Origin of the sequence: Alkalihalobacillus trypoxylicola (assembly GCF_001590785.1) — a bacterium.
Classification (GTDB): domain Bacteria; phylum Bacillota; class Bacilli; order Bacillales; family Bacillaceae_D; genus Alkalihalobacillus; species Alkalihalobacillus trypoxylicola.
On the sequence record NZ_LTAO01000002.1, the window covers coordinates 95,901 to 120,183 of the forward strand.

Genomic DNA, 24,283 nt, shown 5'->3' on the forward strand with positions numbered 1-24,283 from the left:
TGCGATAACTAAACTATCGTACCTCTATTGAAAAATAATTTCATAATCGACTACTATGTATAAAAGGGGAGTGGTTAAAACGTCATAGTTGATAAACATAAGTGTTAATCTATGAAATTAAGATTCTTTCTAACTCATTACACTAAACATTAAATTGTTTCAAATGATGATCAAGATGCTTATATATGCCTTTTCCCCATTGTTCGGAAGTCAGTTTTCCGAAAAAAGGATGAGGGTGAGCTGTACATTTATGAGGTCCATTTGTTTGGAAGGTAATTAGTTTCTGTTTCAGTTTCTCTTTTTCTGTTTCAAATTCTCTTTGATTGTTGATAATCAAGGTTGAAATCGTCGACATGTTTTGTGGTAAAGGTTTGTCATTATAAAAAATCGGGGCTGCCAATTTCCCCACGACCATCCCTAACAAGCTTCTTGGAGGCAATTGGTTTCCCATGGCAATGTCTTGAAAGGATGAACAATGGGCTAGCATTTGCGCCGGATTCATTTTCCCCCATTGAGCTTTAGTGTCTGATCCTAACAAATCAATACGATCTAGTATTTCTTTAGTATGTAATTGCTCAAAGATATCTTTCATTTGTGCCTCCAAGGAATTTATTTAGTATACAGAATTCAGAAAACACACACTTTTCATTTAATTATAATAGAACGATTTTTATTGTCCATAAATAAAATGGAAATACCAAATATAACTGGTTCTCATATGAGGTAATAAGTATATATAATCAAAATTCATTTAAACGGTGAGTTTCCCAGCTGCATTTTTAGTGTAATTTATTAGCATCAAGGCTTTTAGAGCTTTGGTGCTATTTTTTTTGAGTTTTAAAAATGAAGAGTTTTTCTAAATCTTTTTACAGTCATTGTAACAGCTATAGCGTAAAATAGAGAATCTTACTAATCGACCATCATTGTGAGGGCATCTTGGTAATGGAGGATATAAAAACAAAATCGTAAAGTTTATTTTTAAATTGATTTAGGATGACTCCAAATGGGGAACATAATATAAGAATATTAACTTAAAGGAGTGTTATGAACAATGAAAGCTGTTGTGATTAATCAATATGGAAATAAAGAAGAATTAGTGGAACAGGAAGTGAAAAAACCAAATGCAGAAGCTAATCAAGTAGTGGTAAAAATAGAGGCTACATCGATTAATCCAATAGATTGGAAATTAAGAGAAGGTTACTTAAAAGAAATGTTCGATTGGGAGTTCCCCATTATTCTAGGTTGGGATGTAGCTGGAGTTATTACAGATATTGGTTCGAATGTTACGGATTGGAAAGTCGGAGACCGAGTATTTAGTCGTCCTGAAACAACTCGACTCGGTTCGTATGCTGAATATATCGCTGTTGATGAGCATCTTTTAGCAAAGATACCTGATTCGATTTCATTTGAGGAAGCAGCTGCTGTACCTTTAGCTGGACTAACGGCCTGGCAAGCGTTGTTTACACATGGTCATTTAAAAGAAGGTGAAAAGGTTCTTATTCACGCCGGAGCTGGTGGTGTAGGCGTTTATGCTATTCAATTAGCTAAATCTACAGGTGCTTATGTAGTGACAACAGCAAGTGAAAAGAATCACGAACTTCTTTATTCATTAGGTGCTGATCAAGTTATTGATTATAAAAAAGAGAACTTTGCAGAGGTTCTAAAAGGTGATATTGATTTAGTCTTTGACACGATAGGTGGAGAAGTAGCTGAGAATAGCTATAAGGTACTAAAGCAAAACACCGGAAAATTAATTAGCATTGTGGGAGAACCTGATTATGAAGCTGCTGAGAGCTATAATGTTATGGCAAAGGGTATTTGGCTACAGCCTGATGGGAAACAATTGCAGAATATGGCAGAATTGATGGAAGAGAAGAAGGTTAAATCTATTGTAGGGGCAACATTCCCTTTTAGTAGACAAGGTATTTATGATGCACATGCTTTAAGTGAGACTCATCATGCTGTCGGTAAAATTGTCATAACCTTTTAAAACATTATATGGACATAAAGTGGATAAAATATTTGAGTGAGCAAGCTATTTCGAAATGAGATATAGCTTGCTCATTTTTTCAGATGCTTGTTAACCCATAATAGTCTACCGTATAATAGTCTTTCATTTCTTATATACTTTTAAAAATAGATGTTTGCTATAAATTACATAAAAATAGGAGGCTCTTTTTAATGGAGAAAAAAGATTTGAGTTACTTAAATAGATGTTTAGAATTAGCGGAGAAAGCTGTAGCAGAAGGGAATCAGCCTTTCGGGTCTATTTTAGTTTCGAAGGATGGAGAGGTTCTATTTGAGGATCATAATAGAATTTCGGAAGGGGACCTTACCCTACATCCAGAGCTATCCATTTCAAGGTGGGCTTCAAAAAATTTAACAGCTGAAGAGCGTTCTAGTTCAACTGTTTATACCTCAGGAGAACATTGTCCAATGTGCGCTTCTGCTCATGGTTTAGTTGGATTAGGAAGAATAGTATATGCTAGTTCAACCGCTCAACTATTGGAATGGAGAAAAGAACTTAATAAACAAAGTCCAAAAGTAAAACCATTATTTATACAGGACGTTCTTCCAGAAGCTATAGTTGATGGGCCCGTAGCCGAATTAGCAATCAAAATAAAAGAATTACATCGTCAGGCAAAATAAAATCCAATTAAAGGTAGAAGTGAAGCAGGATTCAAACTTTTCGTCATATTCTAATCTAAGTAAACGATCCTATCATTACTTGGAGAAAGGAATAATAGTATGAAGGAAGAACTAATTGTCCGTGATCAAATTCTAATTGGCGCACCACCTTCTGTTGTCTGGGAAATCCTAATTAATCCAAAATTTGTAGCGCAGTGGGATGAGTTACCTGATGATTACCCTCAAGAACGAATGACATTAGGAAGTAAAGTTGTCTGGGATCTTCCAAATGGAGAGCAGTCTATAACAAAACTGATTAAAGTGGATACTGAGCATGAGTTAATTATCTCACTTCTTGTTACAGGATGGAAACTTAAACCTAATGAAGGGGACATTGCTTACCACTATACTCTTCAAGCTAAAGGGGAAAAAACTTTATTAAAAATAAACATTGGTGATTTTGCTCTCATAAACGATGGACAATTGTACTACGATGCATCTATAGAATTTACAAATCAGGCAAAGACCATAATTAAGACACTTTCAGAAGATAAGCAAGGTCATTCAATGTAGTAGCCCACCGTGATTAATTACGTATGAAAAAGTTTTGAAGAGGCTGGATATCAAACTGTGACCCCATTATCATTACTAATAAAACTAGCTCCCAAAATATCAATTAATCAGACAGGGATAGTATTAACGAATTAGAGTTATTATTTAGTTGTGTGAATTTACTCATAATTTGAAACGGTAGGTAGTGACTCCCGAAGGATCAGCGCAGTGTGAAAATCTACTCTGACGACGCTCAGCGTAGTCGAAGTTAGCTGAAGACAAGCCCTTGGGACAGCATCTACCAAAAGTGAAATCAAAAACAAAATCGTTCGGTTTTCATTATAAGATATGAATGATGAAATGGATTCATGTAGTGTTTAAAATTCTCTTTCTTTTATTCAGAATATTTGATATCATAAAAAAACGAAAAAGCGATGATGAGAAGAGTACTTGCGCACAAGCATAACAGAGAACTCCAGATGGTGTGAATGGAGGATGTAATGGCACAAGGAAACAAGCCTCTGAGCTGTACAAAGGATCTTTCAACAAGAAAGTGATGATGTACCGGTTTCTCCCGTTATAGAGATAGAGTATAATCATCTTTAAATGACGTACTTGAAAAGGTTATTGTAGTGATACAATAACAAACTGGGGTGGCACCGCGAAACTTCTAACAATCCGAAGTCTCGTCCCCAAGGTTTAGAGCCTTGGGGGTGAGACTTTTTTTCGTTGTTCAAAAAATCGGATAGGAGTGGTGCTAGATGAATTGGAAAGCCCCTTTGCTTTTACTTATTGGTATTGGCATTTCAAACATTGGTGCATGGGTTTATTTACTTGCATTGAATTTAATGGTATTAATTAAAACCGATTATTCACCATTTGCTGTAGCGGTATTATATATGCTCATTCCGATTGCTACGATTGTTACGAATGTGTGGGCAGGTTCATTTATTGATCGGCTCAATAAACGAAAGCTAATGATTACATTAGACTTCGTTCGAGCAGCTTTTATTTTCTGTTTACCATTTTTAGATTCATTGTTTTTCATTTATGTTCTAGTTTTTATAATCAATATGGGAAGTTCCATTTTTGAATCGACTTCTCTCGTCTACATGACGAAATTGGTTCCAAAGGAAAGTCGGAAACGCTTTAATTCATTGCGTAATTTTATTCAGTCGAGTGGATTTATACTTGGTCCATCGATTGCTGGTCTTCTATTTGTTATCAGTACTCCACAAATGGCGATTTTTATAAATAGCATGGCTTTGGTTCTATCAGCATTTGTCATTATGCTGCTTCCGAATGTTGACCAAAGGGATGAAGAAGTAATCTACACAAGAATTACATTTGCTGTAGTGAAAGAAGATTGGAATATCGTTCTCGCTTTTGGACGGAAACATCTACATGTCACAAGGGTATATCTATTATTTGGCGGATTTGGTGTGTTTTTGGCTAGTATCGACTCACTTGAAGCAGCATTTGCAACCAAGGTTTTACTTTTTTCAGAAAGCACCTATGGATTTTTAGTTGGGATTGCAGGACTTGGGATGGTGGCAGGCTCCCTTTTTAATGTTTGGTTTGCGAAGGTACTAAAATTAAATGTATTGATGGGTCTCGGAGCTGTGATTACCCCTATTGGATACTTAATATTTGCCTTCTCCACCTCTTTTATGGGTGCTTCGATAGGCTTCTTTATCATCACTTTTGCTATCACGTCTGCCCATGTAGGTTTTTTAACGTTTTACCAAAATCATATTCCTGTATCGATAATGGGTCGATTTACTAATCTTGTTGGCTTGGTTGAAGCAAGCAGTACGGTGATTATGGTCGCTCTTATCGGTTTATTCGCAGAATGGTTTACGATTCGTCCCGTTTATATGGTAAGTTCGGCCGTTTTCCTACTCATTGGCTTTTACATTTATAGAGTTGTAATGAATAAAGAAAAAGAAAATTTTTATAAGGAAGAAATGTCAGGTTAAAAAATGAAAGGAATGGCCTCGAGTACGAGAGTCATTCTTTTTTTCTTTTGGGATAAATGATTAAGTGGAATTAATTTGTGGAAGTCAATTCTAAATCAGCTGGCAATTAGATTATCTAGTTAACTTTATAATACTTAGAATGCAACGATTGCAGATTGGATTTCGAATATATAGGTAGTGAAAGTGAAAGGAGTAAAGAAGTGTTAACTGATAAGCGATTAATCCGTTACATATTAAAAAAAGGATCAAATCAAGCTGCAGATGAATTAATTCGTCGTTATTACGATGATTTGTATTTTTATCTTTATCGTCAAGTTGGTAATGGAGATGAAGCTCTTGATTTAACACAGGAAGTTTTTATTGCTGCTCTTAAAGGGTTGAGTTCTTATGATGATAGCAAATCATTATTTCGGACATGGCTTTACCGAATTGGAACTTATAAAGTTATTGATGCTAGACGAAAGGTAAAGGTAACTTGGTTGGAGTTGAAGGATATAGAACACATAGATGATGAAATAGATTTCGATGAAGGTTTATATCAGAAGGAACTATTATCGGCAATTAATCAATATGTGAATAGTTTCCGTCCAGAAATTCAGGAAATCTTTAGGATGCGTGTTTATGGAGAATTATCATTTCCAGAGATTGCTTCATTGCTTGCTCAAAAAGAAGAAAGAATTAAAGCTCAATATTATCGGTTGATTAAAAAGGTAAGAGAGGAGTTTGATGATTATGAATAGAGGGAGAAAGAGTATCCCTATTACAGAAGAAGAAAAAGAAAAGAGTATTTCATTTATTTTAAAAGAAGTTAATCTCCAACCAGTAACATTTAGAGAATTTCTTCGTTCTTATTATCAAGATGTTGGCTTCCGTTATCTTTTCTGGGGATTAGGAGATATTTTATTTATTGTCGGCCTATTATTGTTAGGGTTAGGACTCCTTTATTACCCGGATTTACAAAATTTATTTGAGAATAATCAAATCGACAAAATTTATTTTACTGTTTTTATGGCATCTCCTCTTTGTTATGCACTTTTATATTTTCTCGGAGCTTGGAAAGAAAAGTTATTAGGAACCTTCGAACTAAAAATGACACTACGAGTTTCTCTAAAGGAGCTCTTGATTTTACGTATGCTGGCGTTTAGTGGGATTTCTTTAGTTATTTCTACAGCGAGTAATGTTCTTATTTGGCAATTACTTGGACAGGAACTTTCGTTAATGAGATTGTTTAGTTTGTCGTTTGCTTCCCTGTTTTTGTTTGCAAATATCCAACTTCTTTTAGAATATAAAATACCATTTCGTTGCAGTTACTGGTTGAATCCACTGATTTGGACTGTAATGGGTGTTCTCTTAATTTGGAAGCAAGACTCGATTACTCTGCTTCTGCTGTATTTACCGTTCTCCATTGTTACAGTAATCGTATTTGGATTACTCCTTTTATTTATCTATTTATTGCGTTACAACTACTTTATGCAAAAGGAAGGAACGATTACTAATGCTAATGCTTAATCAGGTCAGTAAGGAATTTCAGAATAATCTAGTTTTGAAAGATATTTCTTTAACTTTTGAAAATGGAGTTTATGGAATTTTGTCTCCAAATGGGGCAGGAAAAACGACCTTATTAAAAATGATTACAACCCTGTTGTTTCCAACCTCTGGTGAAATATTATGGGATGGACAAGCTATTAAGGATTTGGGTGCAGAGTATCGAGGAATATTAGGATATCTGCCACAAGATTTTGGTTACTATGGTCATTATAGTCCCGTAAAATTTTTAAAATATATTGCTGCATTGCAGAAGTTAAATAAGAAGGAAGCGGAAAGTAAAATTGATGAACTGTTAGAGCTTGTAGCACTTTCTGATGTGAAAAACAAAAAAATGAAACGTTTTTCAGGAGGAATGATCCAACGAGTAGGAATTGCTCAGGCAATGTTAAATGATCCAAAGTTACTTATTTTAGATGAGCCGACAGCTGGCTTAGATCCGAAAGAGCGTGTTCGGTTTCGAAATTTGATTCATCGCCTCGCTCAAGACAGGATTGTCATTTTATCTACACACATTGTTTCGGATGTCGAGACGATTGCGAAACAAATCGTTATGATAAAAAACCATCATTTGTACGGTTGCGAAACACCTTCTCAAATTACTAAAAAGGTTCAAGGAAAGATCTTTGAAGTTCCTGCTACATATCGATTAATGAAGGGGCAGTTGTTATTAAGTGAAAGAGAAAGCGAAGAAGGACATTTGCTGAGAATTGCAAGTCCATTTATTCCAAAGGGAGGGGTGGAGGTACGTCCAAATTTAGAAGATGCATTTTTGTATATTTATCGAGATGAGGTGGCTGCAGATGCTGCGGATTACCTCCTTTGAAATTCGTAAACTTTTAGAACAACCAATGATTATCTTGTTTTTTTTGGCGAGTTTATTATTAAATATCATTTACATAACAACAGTAGGATTGGATCAATCTTATTTAAATTATGTTCAAGAAACAGAAGAAAAGACAGGAACTTTCATTACATCTGAATTCCATGAAATACTAACCAATCAACCTGTTAGTAAAGAAAAGCAACGATTACTTTCAGAAACTGCAGATTTGGAGAATACTTTTCAACATTACTCCACAGAAGCCCTGGGTCAAGAGATGATTAGCTTTTATCAAATTGAAGGTTCAGTAGCTGAAAAAATGGAGAAAAAATATGAAAAGTTGACTCCAGTTGTCCAACAATTAGCAGAAGAACAAGCAGCATTAGAGTTGGGGGCAGCAGGAGAAACAATGAGTTACTTTACCTTTTTGAGAAATCGGTTATTTCATTTGATTTTGGGAGAAAGTCTAATTTTTGCTATATTGCTAGGTTTATATGGAAGTACATCCGAGAGATTGACCAGAACGGATTTCTTAGTGGTAACCTCAAGAACAGGACGTAAAACTCTATTGAGTAAATATTTAGCAAGCTTTATTGTCACATTTCTTTTTTATGTAACGTTGGCCTTGTTAACATTTGGAATTTTTAATTACCAGCATGATATTGGGAGCTTATGGGATACAAGTATATCTACACAATTTCACTTAAATATCTATTCGCCTATTGTTTTGGAGGTCCCCTTTATACCTTGGCAGCCAATGACATTGTTATACTATACAATTCTTTCTGCTGTATTAGGCAGCTTATTAATAATCCTCTGTCATGGATTTAATTTTCTTGTAGGTTTATGGACCAATCATTTATTCTGGGGATTTATTGTATTTGTTTCCCTTTATGTAACCCTAATAGGATTCGAACAAATCATTAATCAATTTGGTTGGTGGAATATGCACTCTCTATTGATGTGGCATCCTATTTCAATTTGGAAAGTCCAAGGGTACTGGTTTACGGAAATGGGGCCTTATGCGACGATCCCATGGCAAGAAACTATTGCAATAATCGTCAATCTATTTCTATTAGGTATTGGCGGAATAGTAACAACTAAATATTATTCAATAAAGGAGGTAAAATAACGTGTTTACTGTTGAATTTAAGAAATTACTCCAACCAATTTTACTTCTCGTAGCACTTTTAGTAACGATTGTTTTTTATAACCAAGATTTGAAATTTATTCACACGTATTGGCCAAACGGTGGTTTGATTCCTATTTATGAGCATGCCTCTGATTGGCAAAATCGATATGGAAATTCACTTGAAGAAAAAGACATAGTAGAAATTGAAGCAGAGTACTTTTCCCTCATAAAAGAGGCAGACAAGATTGTCTCGGAACATTCTATCGCAAAACAACTTGAATTTGGAAATTATGCTGAGTTTGAAACATGGTCGCAAGAAAATCTCTCCGGTGGTGCAGAGAACGAAATGACTGAAGAACAGACAGAAAACGTTAAAATTAGAGAAGCGATTCAGCTAGACTTGGTCGATGATGCGGGCCATTCAATTGTTAATAAAATTGAAGTGCTAGAAAATTTATATGACTCTATGAACCAATTTGATTCACCAGAAATATTTTTAAATAATGACCACTATAATGAAAGAGAGAGAGAAAGGCTATCAGAAATTTTGTTTATAGGAGAAAATTGGCGTAACATTTTTCCGACAGAATTATCTTCGGCCGTTGCTTCTCATTTTGGAAGTGTAATTACCTTGCTCATTTTTTTACTATCGTTATTAATTCCTTCCGTTCTTGTTAGAGATCACTTGTTAGGGGTACAAAACATTCAATGGAGCAGTCGTCATGGTCGGAGAATTCTCTGGACACAATTTGCTAGTGGCGTGACTGCTAGTTTTCTATTGATTACTTGTATTCTGGGTATCTTTGGAGGTTTATTATATTTTACTGATTTCACACGCTATTTCTCTAATGGATTAAATTCTTTTTTAATTGGTAGCGATGAACCTTTACTGTTATCTTTATTTCAGTGGACTTTTGGTCAGTGGTTAATGGGTTTAGTGTTGTTAGTTTATTTGATAGGGATGGCGTATAGTGGAATTCTTATATTCCTCTCTCAAACCAGTAAACATTATTTGTCATTGCTAATGAAAATTATTCCGGTTGGTTTTGTTTTTATTGCCATTACTAATCAAGTTCTAGCAGATGCGTTTTATTTAAAGAATGAATTATATCAGTGGACAAAAATTCCAATGATTGAATTATTCTCAGGAATTCTTTTGTTGATTATTGGTATCAGTTTACCGATTATTTTCTGTGCTCGTCAGCAGCATCAAGATTTATTAAATTGATTTTAATGATAATTCTTTTTCTCTCTGAGAAGATTTCCTCGTTTTCTGTGCATGTTCTTAGTATGTTTGTATAAAGGTAGCTCCTACAACTAATGATGTAGGAGCTTTCAGACTTTAAGTGGTGTATCAGTAACTAGTTATTTGTTATTTTAATGTTGTGATGAGAATTTTATTTTGATTGTATGTTTTATGTTTATAGAGAGGATGGTTAGCATTGGGTAGAAATTATATCATTTTTGGTGCGAGTAAAGGATTAGGGGACGCGTTCGTAAAAGGGTTGCCCACAAGCGGAGATATGGTATGGATGATATCAAGAAGCAGGCCAAAAGCTTTAGACTTAAATGATGGAGTGGATAGAATTTGGTTGGAAGTGGATTTGTCACGACAGAATAAATTAGGGTTAGTGAAGGAAGCGTTACAGAATAAAATAATAGATGTACTTATTTATAATGTAGGTGTTTGGGAGAGAGATGGTTTTGAAGAATATTATGATTTTGATAATGATGACCCAGAAGATATTGCTACTATACTAAATATTAATTTGACCTCAACCATAACCTTTATTCAAGCGTTATTGCCGAATATAAGAAGGTCAAAAAGTGGTAAGATTATCTTAATTGGATCAACGGCAGGATTAGATCATACAAACCACTCTCAAGTAGCATTTGTCACTTCTAAACACGGTTTACGTGGGATAGCGAATGCAGTAAGAGAACATGTGAGGAAGGACAAGATTGCCGTTACCTGTATGAATCCAGGTGAATTAGCGGCAGAAATTCCTTATGAAGAGGGAGCGGACAAAGCGATTTCAGAATATGGAGGCACAAGAATTCCTGTTCAAGATATGGTGGCCCTTGTTAAATGTATTGTTAGCTTGTCTCCTGTCTCATGTGTTAAAGAAATTAATATACCTGCTATTACGGATTTAAATTGTTAAATAGCTTCCTAGGAAAGAATGGTAAAGTAATCACTATTAAGGTTGTTTATCTGCAAAAAGGAACGAAAAAATAATGACGGATATAATTGGATTGTTGATATCGATTTAGAGTGCTTCTTTGATAATGTTAACCACGATAGGCTGATGAACTTGATATCGAGGACAGTTCAAGACGGAGATGTCATCTCGCTAATCGGAAAATTTTTAGTAAGTGGCGTACAAATTAATGACGAGTATAAAGAAACGGTTATAGGTACTCCGCAAGGGGGGAAATTATCACCGTTACTTAGTAATATCATGCTTAATGAACTCGATAAGGAATTAGAGAAACGTGGCTTGAACTTCGTTCGTTACGCCGATGACTGTATCATCATGGTCAAAAGTGATATGGCAGCGAGACGAGTAATGAGGTCAGTAACCCGTTTTATCGAAGAAAAACTAGGGTTACTTGTCAACAGCACCAAATCAAAAGTAACGACACCGTCTGACCCGGGGATGAAATTCCTAGAATTCGGGTTCTATAAGGACCATCAAACAAAGCTCTATAAAGCAAAACCACATCGGAAATCGGTTGAAAACCTTAAATATAAGTTGAAGCAGCTAACGAAAAAGAACTGGTCAGTGGAAAAGAAGTTTCAAGTGATGCGAATTAATCAAGTGATTCGAGGCTGGGTCAATTATTTTAAGATTGGTTCGATGAGAAGTGTACTCCGAAATATCGATAGTCACTTGAGATTCCGTCTAAGGATGTGCATCTGGAAGAAATGGAAAACGGCTAGGAACAGAAGGAAAAACCTGGTGCAACTTGGCATGAATAAAAACAATGCCTACAAATACAGTCACACAAGTAAAGGAGTTGTCAGAATTGCTTATTCATGGGTTCTGACAACCACCATTACCAATAAGAGACAGAAAAGTTTGGATTACTTTCGGGTCTCCAACATTATACAAAAGTACATGTTTAGTATGAAATTGAACCGCCGTATACGGATCCGTACGTCCGGTGGTGTGAGAGGTCGGCACGGTGACGTGCCTCCTACTCGATGAAAGAGAAGAAAGTATAAAATCTACATCAAGTAAGCCCAGAATGGGTTTGGTTTTGATAATATGAATAGTCATTCGTACCCAGTAAACGAGGTTAAGATGATGTTGAGTTTATTGGCTTATACCTTAACGAACTGGCTTCGCACACTTGTTTTCCAGAAGAGCAACAGATCATGCAAATTGATACCATACGTGCACGAATTATTAAAGTTGCCAACGAATTCGCTCCCTGTACTTTAAACTAGCTTCAAGTTTCGTATATCAGGAATTCTTTTGGAAAGTACTTCAGCGAATCCAAAGACTATAACGGGAGTGAACACTATCCTATCCAGTAACCAGATTTTAAAACTCTATGCCAAACCAAGGGAGTAGTCTAACAAAAATCGATTATTTCCAAGAATTAATTTTAAAAATACCCCTAAAGTAGCTAGAGTACTATGATTTCTTTTAATTGGAAGGAATAACTTTCATTTTTTGTTTTTAATTGAGAGAAATAATAGAATTTTACAAATTTTTGTGTTTTTTCTATTTTATAATGTTATAATTTACTAGAAAATACTAAAGGAGACTCTCCTCAGAAATCCGTGCTTGACATTGAAAAAAATATCAGTTACAGGAATGTTAATCGCTATTTTTGCTGTGCTAGTTTCGTTCACCACCGTATCCGCACAAGAATCACTTGAAGTTAAGCATGACGATGAATCAGAGGTGTTAGAAAACGTCGGAGTGTCTCCCGAACCACCCGCCTACCTATATGAGGGAGAGGGAGAAATTTCCCCATTGGGCTTAGGTGTTCCGTCTAATGTATGGAATATCAGTAGCAGCGGTCAATATAACTTTAGTGGAACAGCAAACCGCTCTAGATTGTTCACAGATTATCTTTTGACTGGCCAAAGTTCGTATAGTGTACGTATTGTTAATTTTCGGAGTGACACTTTGAGGGTAGATCTTATGCGGAAGGGGACTCTTTGGGACACTAATATTCGAACTTGGAATGTGCTTTCTAACGCAACCCTTTTATCTACCCAAACTGGGTTGAGCAGTACTGAAGACTATTATCTAAGATTTCATGCTCCTAGTAATTTTTCAGGACACATACGATAAAATAATAAAAAAATAGAGTAGTATAATACTATTTTTAAAACGCCAAAGTAAAACTTTGGCGTTTGTCTTTATGTCACACATTTATATAAAGGTAGGAAAATCATGACAAGTACTCAGCTAAAAATTATTGCACTGATCGCTATGTTTATTGACCATTATGGATTATTCATATCGGGAACGCCAGAATGGATGGGGTGGATAGGGAGGATCGCAGCACCAGTCTTTATTTATTGCGTAGTTATCGGTTTTAAAAACACGTCCAACAGGATTAGGTATTTGGTACGTTTAGGTGTAGCTGCGGTCGGAATGAGCTTTATAAATCTATTTATAAATTTCCGTATTCACTATACAGATTTGGGTGGTCCGTATCTTGAACTGAACTTCTTCTCTACTTTATTTTTAATAGCATTCCTAATCATGCTGCTGGAAAATAAGAGGATAAAACTCCTTCTATTGTTTTTTGCTTGGCAATTTATTTCTTTTATCTTAATTGCCTCACTGGAAGGTTCCGGGTTGCTACCTTACCCATTCGCAGTGTCTGTAGTTCAAATATCTGGAAACATTGTTGGAGTTGAGGGTGGTCCTCTTACCATTCTATTAGGTCTTTTCTTTTATTTTGCAAAAGATAATAGATGGACAGTTATAGCGGGTTATAGTTTTTATTGTCTCGCAATGTTTTACTCTGTGCAAAGATGGGGGTGGATTCTTGGCGGATTATACCAACACTTTTTTGGGTTTGCTGACTATCAATGGATCATGATTTTCGCATTACCTCTCTTTCTATTATACAATGGTAAGAAGGGGAGCGGTTTAAAGTACTTATTCTACATATTTTACCCTCTACACATCGTAATACTTTGGTCTATAGGTGTACTTATATTATCTTGATGGATGTACACCTGCTGTATCGCTATCAAAACACCTCTTTATTACTATTTTAGATTTGAAAGCACTTACATAACTTGTAGTATATTTATGTTTTAGGAAAATTCAAGCGATTCGCTCTTATGAAAAGTGCAGGTTTGTAGTAGAAGGGCGTTTACGGAAAGATGAGTATATAGACGGTAAATATTATGACACGGTTATAATGGGATTGCTAAAAGAAGAGTTTCAATATTAGCATTTAAACGGATAGAATGAACAATTAAGTTTTCCTTAACAAAATATGATTACAGCTAATAGTACCAGGGCTATAAAAGCCTTGGTACTTATTTGTCCTAAAATAATTTTGGCCACATGGTTTTAATGAATGGTGTAACAGGGCATTTAAACTAGTTTATAATGGCTATAGAGCTTGCTAAAGACAAAATAAGTCCTATTTTAATTAGATTTTAGCAATAAACAGATTGGCTTTTTAATATAACTCAATCAAAATTCAAGATAAATTTAGCGGTCTTATCTACTAATGATCATGTAGGGGCTACATCGAAGGCAAGGTGAAAAATTTGAAGCATATGACGAACAAAGTAATTTTTGATTACAGATTTACTAGTGAAAAAGATTCACTACATTATAAAATGAGGAAAGATGTCTCTTCTCTCCTAAATGTCTCTACCGTGTTTAAAATCTTTATAAATGAAGACTTATATTTTGAACAAGAAGAGTTTCCTATTTTAGAGTTCTACAAGTATTTATATAAATGGAAAAGATCGATTCAAAAAGACAAAAAAATCTATGAGTTTCATTATTATTCTATTGAACACGATGATGAGGAAGGGGCGATCATTTCCCTTATCCCCTTTGGAGACAAAATCAGATTAAAATCCATATGGGCAGAACTAGAACTTTATAATGTGTTTGAGCTGGACTATTTAATTAGTGAGTTGATCGCTTTAGAGACTCGTTTAAAACGAGATTTAGAAAATTACTTCCAAATCGAGTTAGATAAGTTTATAAAACATATTCCTTCTAGATACATTTTATAGGTTTGTTTTGAACTGTGTTTTGTGAAAAAGTCTTAGTAAAATAATCTATATATTTTCTATAATGGAGAGGAAGTGAAGAAGTGCTTTTTTTTCTCATACTGATTTCAGTTTTATTCATCATGCAAACGGTTTATATACTGTATTATAAAAATCAAGTGAGAGATATTGGCAATCAATTAGCTTTTATTTCTGAGCATGATTCGTTCAAGTTTATTCAGTCACAAATAAAGCCAAAGGAACTATATCAATTAATGAATCTTTGCAATGAGCTTCTCCGCGAAAAAAGAGAACAAAACCAGGAGTTTGAGAGAAAGAGTGAAGAAATCAATGAAACGATTGTCAGTTTATCCCATGATATACGGACACCTCTTACATCTCTTGATGGCTACTTGCAGTTAGCCGAACGCTCTGACCAATTGAAAGAAAAAAAGCATTATATCACTTTGGCGCAAACTAGAATGAAGCAGATTATCACTCTTGTCGATCAATTATTTCTTTATACTAAATTAAAAAATCAGGATTATAGATTAGAACTTGATTCAATTGAAGTTGTTAATGTTCTAAAAAGACGATTGTTCTTTTTTATTGAAGAATTCTCACATAAAAACACTGAACCTATATTGAACTTACCGGAATTTCCAGTGAGAATGGTAGGTGATGAAACCGCATTAGAAAGGATTTATGAAAATATTATCAGAAACTATATTTTTCATGGAGATGGAAATTTAATTATTACTCATGAAAAGAAACAAGGGGAGTTTCACTTACATTTTAATAATAAACTAAAACCTAATCAGTCTATTCATTTTAACAAGATATTCTCTCGGTTTTATAAAGAAGATCCGTCGAGAAGCCAGCTATCTTCAGGACTTGGACTGTCTATTGTAAAATCTCTTGTAGAAAAGATGAATGGTCATGTTTATGCTGATTTGAAGGATGGGCAGTTTTGTATCGTGCTTATTTTTAAAACGGAAGAAAAGGAGAGTCTATATGGATGATGAAATTAAGAAGCAACATATTTTAATTATTGAAGATGATGAGCATATTAATAACATCATCTATGGCGTGCTTCAGCAAGAGGATTTTATATGTACTCAGGCTTATTCTGGAAGTGAGGGAGCATTGAATATTAAGCATCAAGATTATGATTTAATTATACTAGATCTCATGCTACCAGGTTTGTCAGGAGAAGCTTTTATGTATGATTTACGGACTGATCTAAAAAAAGAAACACCTGTTATTGTTTTGTCAGCAAAGGAAAAGCTCGATCACAAATTAAGTTTATTTAAATTAGGTGCTGATGATTATGTGACAAAGCCATTTGATGTTGAGGAATTAATAGCTAGAGTTCATGTACATATTAAAAGAATTTCCAAGAGTAAATCGCCATCAACCTATAAACATAAAAATTTAATGTTAGATAGCGATACAATGAGTATCACCATTCATGGTGTGGAATTGAATTTCACGAGGCAAGAATTCAAAATTGTAGAGTTGTTAATGAAAAATCCAACACGTGTGTTTACAAGACAGGATTTATTTGAGTTGGCCTGGGATACATTATATATGGGGGAAGATAAAACGATTACGGTTCATATTAGTAATATACGTTATAAAATAAGGCAACATGATGAAGGAGATTATATTGATACGGTTTGGGGTGTCGGCTTCCGATTAAGTAAATAATGTTCTTTGCATTTTCTTAACCTTTTCTTGGGGTTATATTAGCTTTTTTTAGTTATCTTAATGTCAAGGAGGGAAGGTCTATGTCAAAAGCCATCATTGAAGTAAAACAAATAACGAAACATTTTAAAGCGAAAGCAGTCGTGGACCAGGTCGATTTCAAAGTATATGAAGGTGAAATCTTTGGACTAATTGGTCCAAATGGAGCTGGTAAGTCCACCTTATTAAAAATGATCGGTGGGTTAATCTTTCCATCATCCGGAGAAATCTCATTATTTAATACGAAAATGAGAGGGAATCATGCTTATTTTGAGCGGATGGGATTATTAATAGAAGAGCCAGGAATATTTCCACATTATTCTGCCTATAAAAACCTTGATTTGATGGCCATCTCTTATGGGTTAACAGATCGCAAAAAGTATATTAATGAATTATTGAATCTAGTTGGCTTAGGTGATGTTGATAGAATCAAAGTTAAGAATTTTTCCATGGGTATGAAGCAACGGCTGGGCATTGCAATAGCCTTAATAGGGAGCCCAGATGTACTGATTTTGGACGAACCGATAAACGGTTTAGATCCACAGGGTATTTCTGAAATAAGAAAATTGATTCAAGAGCTTAATAAGAAGGGAATCACGATTATTATTTCGAGTCATATTTTAGAAGAGTTATCAAAAGTCGCAACTAGATATGTAATTCTGAATCATGGTAAGGTTGTCGAAAATATCTCTAAAAAGGAATTATTTCTTCAATTTGAAGAACGAGTTGAATTAGAAGTGGAAGAATTAAAGCAAGCCATTCCGATACTGGAAAGACATTTGAATATTCAAAAGTACAAAGTAATGAATGAACATAGTATTTATATCTATGATAACCATGTAAAAAACCAGCAAATCATAAAAATATTAACTGAAAATGGAATCGTCATTCATTCTCTTACTAAGCATAAACAAAGTTTAGAGGATTATTTTTTGAAACGCACGGGAAGCGGAGGTGAATCGCATGATTAACCTTTTCAAGATGGATTTAAATCGCTTCTTCACAAATAAAACGATGTATGTGCTATTATTTGTGTTTATCTCCTTTCAAATCTTTGGGATATTTATGATGAAACAATATGAACAGCCAACTTTCGAGGGAGATACGCTTATAGGCAGCATGAATGAGAGCCAATTCATTCAATATTTGTTTGCGCAAACACCTTCGTGGGTGATGTTATATATTGCGGTTTTCACCGTTTATTTTTATATGAGCGAATATAACGCTGGATTTTATAAAAATTATATCTCTAATAATCGGGCCCGAATACATTCGGTTATTTCTAAGGTTTTAATACTTGGACTATTTACGTTCCTTATGTTCGTAGCGCTTATTGTCAGTAACTTTATCGGAAGAACCTTATTTTATGGACAGATTATGATAGATGATTATGCTTACCTCGTAAATTTGTTAATCGGTCACTACCTCCTTCATTGGTCATTTTCTATTATTGTATTATGTGCAACGATAATGATTAAAAATAGTATTGCTAGTCTAGTAGTGGGCGTCATTTTATCGTTAAATATAGTGGGTATGCTTTTGTCTACATTGGAAGGGCTAATTAGTGATACTAAGATTTCTTCGTATTTGCTGATTAATACGATTGTCACTATAAAAGACTTTGGTAACATATATGATGTGATACATGTACTTAGTGTAGCGGTTTTCTTCTTTTTATTATTTACTACCCTTGCGATTCAATATAAGAGGAAGGAAGATTTAAGATGATATCGAAAGAATATAAAGGGCGGTATAAAAGAACAGACACTTATGTTTGTTCTTTTTATTTTTAAATTTTTTTAGGGAAATAAGGAGGATAATCATGAATAAGCATAACGAATGGAAAAACGACCGAATCTTAGCAGCAAGTAAAGGCGAAAATCCTATGGTTATGATGAAGATGAAAAGCGGTTATGCGGTTATTGGAGATACTCAATTTCTACCTGGGTATTGTGTGTTGCTGCCTTATAATAAAGTGAATTCCATTGAAGATCTTACTATGAAGGAGAGGGCTGATTATCTCGTTGACATGACGTTAATTGGAGAAGCAATCTTAACAGTATGTAATCCTAAAAGAATCAACTATTCAATTTATGGGAACACGGATGCTTTTTTACATGCCCATATATTTCCAAGATACGATTGGGAGCCTAAGGAAAGGGTCGTACATCCAGTTTGGAAGTACCCTATGGAAAATTGGAGTGCTGAAAGATACCAATATTCAGAAGAGGAACATGGGAATTTAAAAGAAAGCTTAAAAAACGCTTTAATACAAATAACCCATTTAAGCTATTAAAGAAGGTAGAGTTCTACTAAGAAAAATAATGATGTGTTTACAGTCTAATTAAATATGTTAATCCTTCAGAAAAGATTATTGTTGTAGAAGAAAAATATACTTTAACCCAGGTTGCTTTTGTTCAGCCTGGGTCAAGCTCGGTTATAAAAATAATTTCAATCCATCATGACTCGTTTCAAAACCTAGTTTTTCGTAAAAGCGGTGTGCATCCTTTCTTTGTTTATCGGTGGTCAGTTGTACCATACTACAGTTTGCTTTTTTGGAAAGAAGGATGGCTTCTTTAAATAATTTTTCCCCTATTCCTTTGCTTCGATGATTTTTATCAACCCGAACCCCCTCTATTTGAGCCCGTTTCATACCCATTCTTGCTATTCCAGAGATAAAGGTTAACTGTAGAAAACCTAAAAGCTGGTCATTTTCGATTGCAACTAAAATTTGATTCCCTTTTTGATTTTCTATTTCTTGAAAAGCATTATTATAAACTTCGGGTAAAGGATTTTCGAACCTTTCTCTTTTTGAGCCTAATTCATCATCCGCTAACATTTCTACTATTTGAGGTAAATCTTTCAATGTGGCTTTTCTAAAAATCATTTTCAATAGCCTCCTATAAGAATTAAGCTTTTAGAGTATATCTATACACTATTTTAGCAAGTAAAGTTAGAGGAAGAAAATACAAAAAGCTTTTAGTATTTGATAAGAAAAACTTATAGGGTGGGTATGTTCTATTTGAATAGATTTTAAAAAAGGCTTGCCTGTGACATTACGTCACAATCTATGATTGTTTTATATTAAAGATTGAGAGGAAGTTTTTGATGGAACAACAACAATCATTGATGAGAAATCGCTCTTTTATATTTCTATTTATAGGTAGCTTTTTAGCCCTTATTGGTTTTAGTATGTTTTTTATGACTACCACATGGTTTGTCATTTCTGATTTAGGTTCGGCTAGTTCACTAGGCATGATACTCATTGCCATTACAGTACCACGTATTCTTATGATGGCATTTGGAGGTGTTTTAGCTGACAAATTTAAAAAGACGACCATTATGTTCAGTACTAGTACGATTCAAGGAATATTATTAGTCATCATCTTTTTATTGAACACTAACAATCAATTAACGTTTGTTTACCTAATTATTTTGGGATTCTTTTTTGGAACATTAGATGCTTTTTCTGGCCCCGCTGGCACATCATTAATCCCCAAAATGGTGCAGAAAAGCCAAATAAAACAAGCAAATGCTATTATACAAGGATTGGGTCAGATTGGTTTTGTCATCGGACCGATTATTTCTGGGAGTGTAATGGAATTTGGAGGTGTATCTACTGGTTATTTAGTTTCGGCTATTATAGTACTTTTATCTGCCTTTTTTATGTTTCCTCCTTTCTTAAAAGAAGGTCCAGTAGATAATACTGTTAAACAAACGCCTCTTAAAGATTTTATAGAAGGTTTTTCATATGTAAAAGCAAGTAAATTTTTAATGACAGGAATTCTTATTTTAATTATCTTAAATTTCTTTGCATTTGGAGCGATATCAATTGCTATTCCGATATTAGTAGAGACATATGGGGGAACACCAATTAATCTCAGTTATATTGATGCTGCTTTAGGGATTGGAATGCTCGTAAGTACCGCGATAATAGGTATGGTGAAAATACGTCGTAGGGGATTAACATCGATTGTTGGGTTAATTGCAACATTATTGGTCGCAGTAGCCTTTAGTCAAATTCCTAATTTGTATATTTTGACAGCTCTAGCGTTTCTAATCGGATTTACAATGACATTTGTTTCTATTCCTTTCTTCACCTCAGCGCAAGAAGATACAGATCCTCGGATTATGGGGAGAGTCATGAGTATTGTATTCCTAGCTATGAATGGATTTGATCCACTTGCCTATGCTAGCGTAACATTACTTGTTTCTAACGGATTTGATATTCAAACCATCATTTTGTCCTTTTCGACTGTTGGATTAGTGATCGCTCTTATGACATTATGGAGAGGGAAAACATATAGAAAATATACGTCCAATTATTAGTTCTCGTTTACAAGGCCAAAGTAAATAAAACGAAGAACATTCCTAAAAAGAGGAATGTTCTTCGTTGATTTTAATGAAGATAGCACAAGGATCCGATGACTCTTCTGGATACGAAGCTGAAGTCGTTCCTCCTGAAAGCGAAAGTTTTTCAGTGATTTATCCGATCAACAGTCTTTAATATATTGTTTTTTCTAGCCAGTATTTTTCATTCATCATTATGATGAACTTCGAGCTTACGTTAGGAATCAACTCTTACTAAAAATGTTTCGAATCTGAAATGAGTTTCTGTAATAATTTTTGTGATTCTAATCCTTCTCTGGCTGATACGCTAGGCATTGTATTTTGCTGAAGGCACTTAATAAAATGTGCTACTGCATTTTCAAACCCTTTTTGTTCTAAAATGGTTTGCCAAGGTCCGGAATAAGTGGTCGTTATTTGATTATCCTTCTCAACCTCAAATATATTCATGTTTTTTACTCGATAAATCCCTCCATCTGTGACTAATTCTATTTGCTCTAGGTTTGTTCCAGCACTTCTATGCATGGAGGTGTGATAGATGTTGTTTTGATCGGATAGGAATTGCTGCTTTGAAAAAATTAATTTAGAATCAGTGGTCTTTTTCAAAAAGCCATGATCAAATCGTAAATGACCATCTGCAAGCCATCTAATAGTATCAACTAAATGTAAATAGTCATCTAAAAGTATATGTTCAAAGGTAAGGCTATCTTGCCTTGCTATTCTGTGCTTATCAACGTTAATCCATGCAGTGTCTTTCTCTTTTAACAGTTGTTTCAATTGAACATACATGGGTGAAAATCTTCGATTAAAACCTACCATTAACTTTCTACCTAAACTCTCACTAAGTTGAACTAATTTCTCTGCCTCTTCAATACTAGCTGCCAAAGGCTTATCAACATAAATATCGATACCATTTTGGAGAAGCTGAGAAACGATTTCGAAGTGAGTACCGGTTGAACTGTGTACAAAAATCGCATCGCATGACTGACTTAATGTAGATAAATCTTCAAAAGCTTGAATTCGATATTGATGACAGATTTTTTCTCTTTTCTGTTTATTAGGTGAGTACGCTCCCACAAATGTCCAATCGATTTCTTTCGTTAAAATAGGTAAATAGGCTTTTTGAGCGATACTACCTAACCCAACCATTCCAATTCTAGGTTTCATCTGATCATCCTCCGATTGTATGTCTAATAGTTAGTAATTCTAATTTTCCTCAGATATAAAATGAATATAGCATAAAAAGGATGGCTACTGTAGTGGTAAAAGAGGGCTGTATATGAAAATGTAAGAATTGATTTATGAGAAGATTGCCATTATAATAATATATGACTAAAAAAATTTTTTTGGTCATATGTGTATATAAGGAGGAGGTGCTGACTGTGCCGAAAGGATTTACTGAAGAACAGAAAAAAACGATTTCTAATCAATTAAAAAATGAGTGCAAGCTAAGTTGGCAGCGATTTGGATATAAAAAAACGAGTATTGATGATCTTTGTAAGCATGTAGGGATTTCTAAAGGTGCTTTTTATATTTTTTTTCCAACAAAAGAATCTCTTTTTTATCAAACCTTTAGAGATATACAGGATTATTTATATGAAGTAGTTGAGAAAAAGTTGGTTGAAATGCCAAATAAATATGGTGTAGCTGCAGCTCTCAAAGAAATATTTAGAGTTTATCATGAAAGTCCATTTATTTATGATCATAAAAACCCTGATTTTTTAGCTTTTTTTAATAAACTAGAAGAAGAACAGCGAATCGATTTATCAAAAAAAACGTATATATCGACAAAATATATGCTTAATAAACCTTTTCTTTCTTTAAAAATTGAAGAAGATTTAGCGATATCGATTCTGTCGGCAATGTTAAACACCATAACTGAAAATAGCACATTAAGCAATCCTATAGATGTATTTGATTTTATGGTCGATCATTTAATTAATGAAATCTTTGATTAGGAGGTAAGGCAATGAAAGTGATTAATGCTAAAGAGCATACGAAAAAGTATATGGACGTTTCAAAAAAGGCAGCTGCGGGAACGTATCCTACAAAGAGGATAGCTATGATTGGCTCTAAAGTAGGGATTTATATAGGAGTAGGGTTATTGGGTATCGGAATTTATTTACTGATCATAGGTCATAGCTTTTGGATAGGAAGCTTAACAGCGGGAGCGGTTACACTTCTATCCAATTTTATTAATCTTAAGAGGAACAAAAGTTAAAAGCATTTGATCTATTAATATTCGTTTAACAAGTGCTTTTTCTTTGGAGAAAGAGCGCTTTTTTGTACAAATTTGCTAATGGTAAGGAATTATTCACTTTAAGAGAAAATGAATTTCTTAGTGATGAGTTAGAATTATTTACTAAAAGTGATTAGCTTTATAATGGATTGATATCGAAGGGAATGAACAGCTCTTGAGAAATAAATTTTTATTAGAAAGTTTAAAGGTGCTCTCTTTTATCGCTGTCTTCATTAGTTTGTTCTTTATAGCAACGAATGTCTTGGATTGGTTTTTTTTCAATAGAAGTTTAACCATTATCTTGAGTGTAGTTGCTTTTTTTATAATTTTAGTCCTTTCAATTATTATCAGTATAAAAATATCAGATTGGTTAGAGCATACATTTAAAAAGAAAATGAATCATTAATATAGGCTAAAGGTGATAATGTAGGAATTCAGTTTAACTCTTTCCTTTGTTGAAGTAGCTAACAAGGAACCGATAAATCTCGGTAAGAATTCAAATGAAAATAAATTATATAAAAGTGGTTGACATATGTTGTTGACCTCCTTATAATAGGTCTAGTGACGCAATAAAAGATTGTTATTTTGCTAAATTAATTGAAGCGGGAAGTGGCTCAGCTTGGTAGAGCACCTGGTTTGGGACCAGGGGGTCGCAGGTTCAAATCCTGTCTTCCCGACCATGAGTATTCTCCTTTTATATTACATATTTATTATGCGGGTGTAGTTTAGTGGTAAAACCTCAGCCTTCCAAGCTGATGTCGTGAGTTCGATTCTCATCACCCGCTCCAATTTTATAATTTGGTGGTTGTGCTTTTTTTATGCCTTTTTAGGGGCCTGTAGCTCAGCTGGTTAGAGCGCACGCCTGATAAGCGTGAGGTCGGTGGTTCGAGTCCACTCAGGCCCACCATATTTTTTAAAAAAAGTTCTTGACAGTTTCGTTTTAACTGTGTAAGATTATCGAGTCGCCATCGAGCGATACAAGTTCTTTGAAAACTGAACAAAAGCCAAGCGAATTAAAGAGATACAAGGTATCTCGTCAATGTTAGTCATTGAGAAATCAATGCAAAATGGAACATCG

At 34.4% G+C, this 24,283-nt stretch carries 24 protein-coding genes, 3 tRNA genes, 1 pseudogene and 1 other annotated feature; of the genes and pseudogenes, 25 read left to right on the plus strand and 3 right to left on the minus strand.

Annotated features, from left to right (window positions below):
* Positions 1–142: 142 nt before the first annotated feature.
* A complete protein-coding gene (locus AZF04_RS03440; RefSeq protein ID WP_061947576.1) occupies positions 143–592 on the minus strand; it encodes a DUF1569 domain-containing protein in 450 nt (149 codons plus the stop codon).
* Between the two features lie 459 nt (positions 593–1,051).
* Between AZF04_RS03440 and AZF04_RS03445 the strand changes: the two genes are divergently transcribed.
* The 19 genes and pseudogenes from AZF04_RS03445 (at position 1,052) to AZF04_RS03535 (ending at position 18,915) form a co-directional block, all read left to right on the plus strand.
* Positions 1,052–1,990: an NADP-dependent oxidoreductase gene (locus tag AZF04_RS03445; protein WP_061947577.1), complete on the plus strand. Its 939-nt coding sequence runs from the start codon at positions 1,052–1,054 to the stop codon at positions 1,988–1,990.
* 191 nt (positions 1,991–2,181) lie between these two features.
* Positions 2,182–2,649, plus strand: coding sequence for a nucleoside deaminase (locus AZF04_RS03450; RefSeq protein WP_061947578.1), 468 nt, complete (start codon positions 2,182–2,184; stop codon positions 2,647–2,649).
* Between the two features lie 99 nt (positions 2,650–2,748).
* Entirely contained in the window at positions 2,749–3,201 is a 453-nt protein-coding gene (locus tag AZF04_RS03455) for an SRPBCC domain-containing protein (protein WP_061947579.1), read from the plus strand.
* 404 nt (positions 3,202–3,605) lie between these two features.
* Positions 3,606–3,877, plus strand: a binding site (T-box leader).
* A 64-nt stretch (positions 3,878–3,941) separates the two neighbouring features.
* Positions 3,942–5,159, plus strand: a complete 1,218-nt coding sequence (locus AZF04_RS03460) for an MFS transporter (protein WP_061947580.1) — start codon at positions 3,942–3,944, stop codon at positions 5,157–5,159.
* 200 nt (positions 5,160–5,359) lie between these two features.
* The gene (locus tag AZF04_RS03465; protein ID WP_045482198.1) at positions 5,360–5,899 is read left to right on the plus strand and encodes an RNA polymerase sigma factor; all 540 of its coding nucleotides are present in this window, start codon (positions 5,360–5,362) and stop codon (positions 5,897–5,899) included.
* Entirely contained in the window at positions 5,892–6,668 is a 777-nt protein-coding gene (locus tag AZF04_RS03470) for a hypothetical protein (protein WP_061947581.1), read from the plus strand. Before AZF04_RS03465 ends, AZF04_RS03470 begins: the two co-directional genes overlap by 8 nt.
* On the plus strand, positions 6,655–7,530 hold the full coding sequence (locus tag AZF04_RS03475; protein WP_061947582.1) for an ABC transporter ATP-binding protein: 876 nt from the start codon (positions 6,655–6,657) through the stop codon (positions 7,528–7,530). The genes AZF04_RS03470 and AZF04_RS03475 overlap by 14 nt, the downstream gene beginning before the upstream one ends.
* Positions 7,508–8,659 carry a hypothetical protein gene (locus AZF04_RS03480; RefSeq protein ID WP_061947583.1) on the plus strand — a complete coding sequence of 384 codons (1,152 nt, stop codon included), beginning with the start codon at positions 7,508–7,510 and terminating at the stop codon, positions 8,657–8,659. The genes AZF04_RS03475 and AZF04_RS03480 overlap by 23 nt, the downstream gene beginning before the upstream one ends.
* A gap of 1 nt (position 8,660) precedes the next feature.
* Entirely contained in the window at positions 8,661–9,887 is a 1,227-nt protein-coding gene (locus tag AZF04_RS03485; RefSeq protein ID WP_061947584.1) for a hypothetical protein, read from the plus strand.
* Between the two features lie 214 nt (positions 9,888–10,101).
* On the plus strand, positions 10,102–10,824 hold the full coding sequence (locus tag AZF04_RS03490; protein ID WP_061947585.1) for an SDR family NAD(P)-dependent oxidoreductase: 723 nt from the start codon (positions 10,102–10,104) through the stop codon (positions 10,822–10,824).
* Between the two features lie 42 nt (positions 10,825–10,866).
* On the plus strand, positions 10,867–11,871 hold the full coding sequence (locus AZF04_RS03495) for a reverse transcriptase domain-containing protein (protein WP_235599914.1): 1,005 nt from the start codon (positions 10,867–10,869) through the stop codon (positions 11,869–11,871).
* A gap of 33 nt (positions 11,872–11,904) precedes the next feature.
* Positions 11,905–12,175: pseudogene (locus AZF04_RS20515) on the plus strand (transposase); the annotation flags it as partial.
* Positions 12,176–13,074: 899 nt separating this feature from the next.
* Entirely contained in the window at positions 13,075–13,860 is a 786-nt protein-coding gene (locus tag AZF04_RS03505) for a TraX family protein (protein WP_061947587.1), read from the plus strand.
* A 566-nt stretch (positions 13,861–14,426) separates the two neighbouring features.
* Positions 14,427–14,897 carry a DUF7878 domain-containing protein gene (locus AZF04_RS03510; RefSeq protein WP_064504039.1) on the plus strand — a complete coding sequence of 157 codons (471 nt, stop codon included), beginning with the start codon at positions 14,427–14,429 and terminating at the stop codon, positions 14,895–14,897.
* A gap of 80 nt (positions 14,898–14,977) precedes the next feature.
* Positions 14,978–15,895 (plus strand): sensor histidine kinase, encoded by a 918-nt coding sequence (locus tag AZF04_RS03515; protein ID WP_045482175.1) that lies wholly within the window; start codon positions 14,978–14,980, stop codon positions 15,893–15,895.
* Entirely contained in the window at positions 15,888–16,583 is a 696-nt protein-coding gene (locus tag AZF04_RS03520; protein WP_045482172.1) for a response regulator transcription factor, read from the plus strand. Before AZF04_RS03515 ends, AZF04_RS03520 begins: the two co-directional genes overlap by 8 nt.
* An 80-nt stretch (positions 16,584–16,663) precedes the next feature.
* A complete protein-coding gene (locus AZF04_RS03525; RefSeq protein ID WP_061947589.1) occupies positions 16,664–17,590 on the plus strand; it encodes an ABC transporter ATP-binding protein in 927 nt (308 codons plus the stop codon).
* Positions 17,583–18,347, plus strand: coding sequence for an ABC-2 family transporter permease (locus AZF04_RS03530; protein WP_045482166.1), 765 nt, complete (start codon positions 17,583–17,585; stop codon positions 18,345–18,347). Before AZF04_RS03525 ends, AZF04_RS03530 begins: the two co-directional genes overlap by 8 nt.
* Positions 18,348–18,441: 94 nt before the next feature.
* Positions 18,442–18,915: an HIT family protein gene (locus AZF04_RS03535; protein WP_045482163.1), complete on the plus strand. Its 474-nt coding sequence runs from the start codon at positions 18,442–18,444 to the stop codon at positions 18,913–18,915.
* Positions 18,916–19,056: 141 nt separating this feature from the next.
* Here the strand turns inward: AZF04_RS03535 and AZF04_RS03540 are convergent, their stop codons facing one another.
* Positions 19,057–19,506, minus strand: a complete 450-nt coding sequence (locus AZF04_RS03540; protein ID WP_061947590.1) for a GNAT family N-acetyltransferase — start codon at positions 19,504–19,506, stop codon at positions 19,057–19,059.
* A gap of 221 nt (positions 19,507–19,727) precedes the next feature.
* On the opposite strand from AZF04_RS03540, the gene AZF04_RS03545 reads away from it, so the two are divergent.
* Entirely contained in the window at positions 19,728–20,948 is a 1,221-nt protein-coding gene (locus tag AZF04_RS03545) for an MFS transporter (RefSeq protein WP_061947591.1), read from the plus strand.
* A gap of 255 nt (positions 20,949–21,203) precedes the next feature.
* Here AZF04_RS03545 and AZF04_RS03550 read toward each other — a convergent pair whose 3' ends face one another.
* Positions 21,204–22,133, minus strand: coding sequence for a Gfo/Idh/MocA family protein (locus AZF04_RS03550; protein WP_061947592.1), 930 nt, complete (start codon positions 22,131–22,133; stop codon positions 21,204–21,206).
* 215 nt (positions 22,134–22,348) lie between these two features.
* On the opposite strand from AZF04_RS03550, the gene AZF04_RS03555 reads away from it, so the two are divergent.
* The 5 genes from AZF04_RS03555 (at position 22,349) to AZF04_RS03575 (ending at position 24,112) form a co-directional block, all read left to right on the plus strand.
* Positions 22,349–22,924 (plus strand): TetR/AcrR family transcriptional regulator, encoded by a 576-nt coding sequence (locus AZF04_RS03555; RefSeq protein WP_061947593.1) that lies wholly within the window; start codon positions 22,349–22,351, stop codon positions 22,922–22,924.
* Between the two features lie 11 nt (positions 22,925–22,935).
* Positions 22,936–23,187: a hypothetical protein gene (locus tag AZF04_RS03560; protein ID WP_061947594.1), complete on the plus strand. Its 252-nt coding sequence runs from the start codon at positions 22,936–22,938 to the stop codon at positions 23,185–23,187.
* Positions 23,188–23,808: 621 nt separating this feature from the next.
* A tRNA-Pro gene (locus AZF04_RS03565) sits at positions 23,809–23,885 on the plus strand.
* Positions 23,886–23,919: 34 nt separating this feature from the next.
* A tRNA-Gly gene (locus AZF04_RS03570) sits at positions 23,920–23,993 on the plus strand.
* Positions 23,994–24,035: 42 nt separating this feature from the next.
* Positions 24,036–24,112: transfer RNA gene (locus AZF04_RS03575), tRNA-Ile, on the plus strand.
* Positions 24,113–24,283 lie beyond the last annotated feature (171 nt).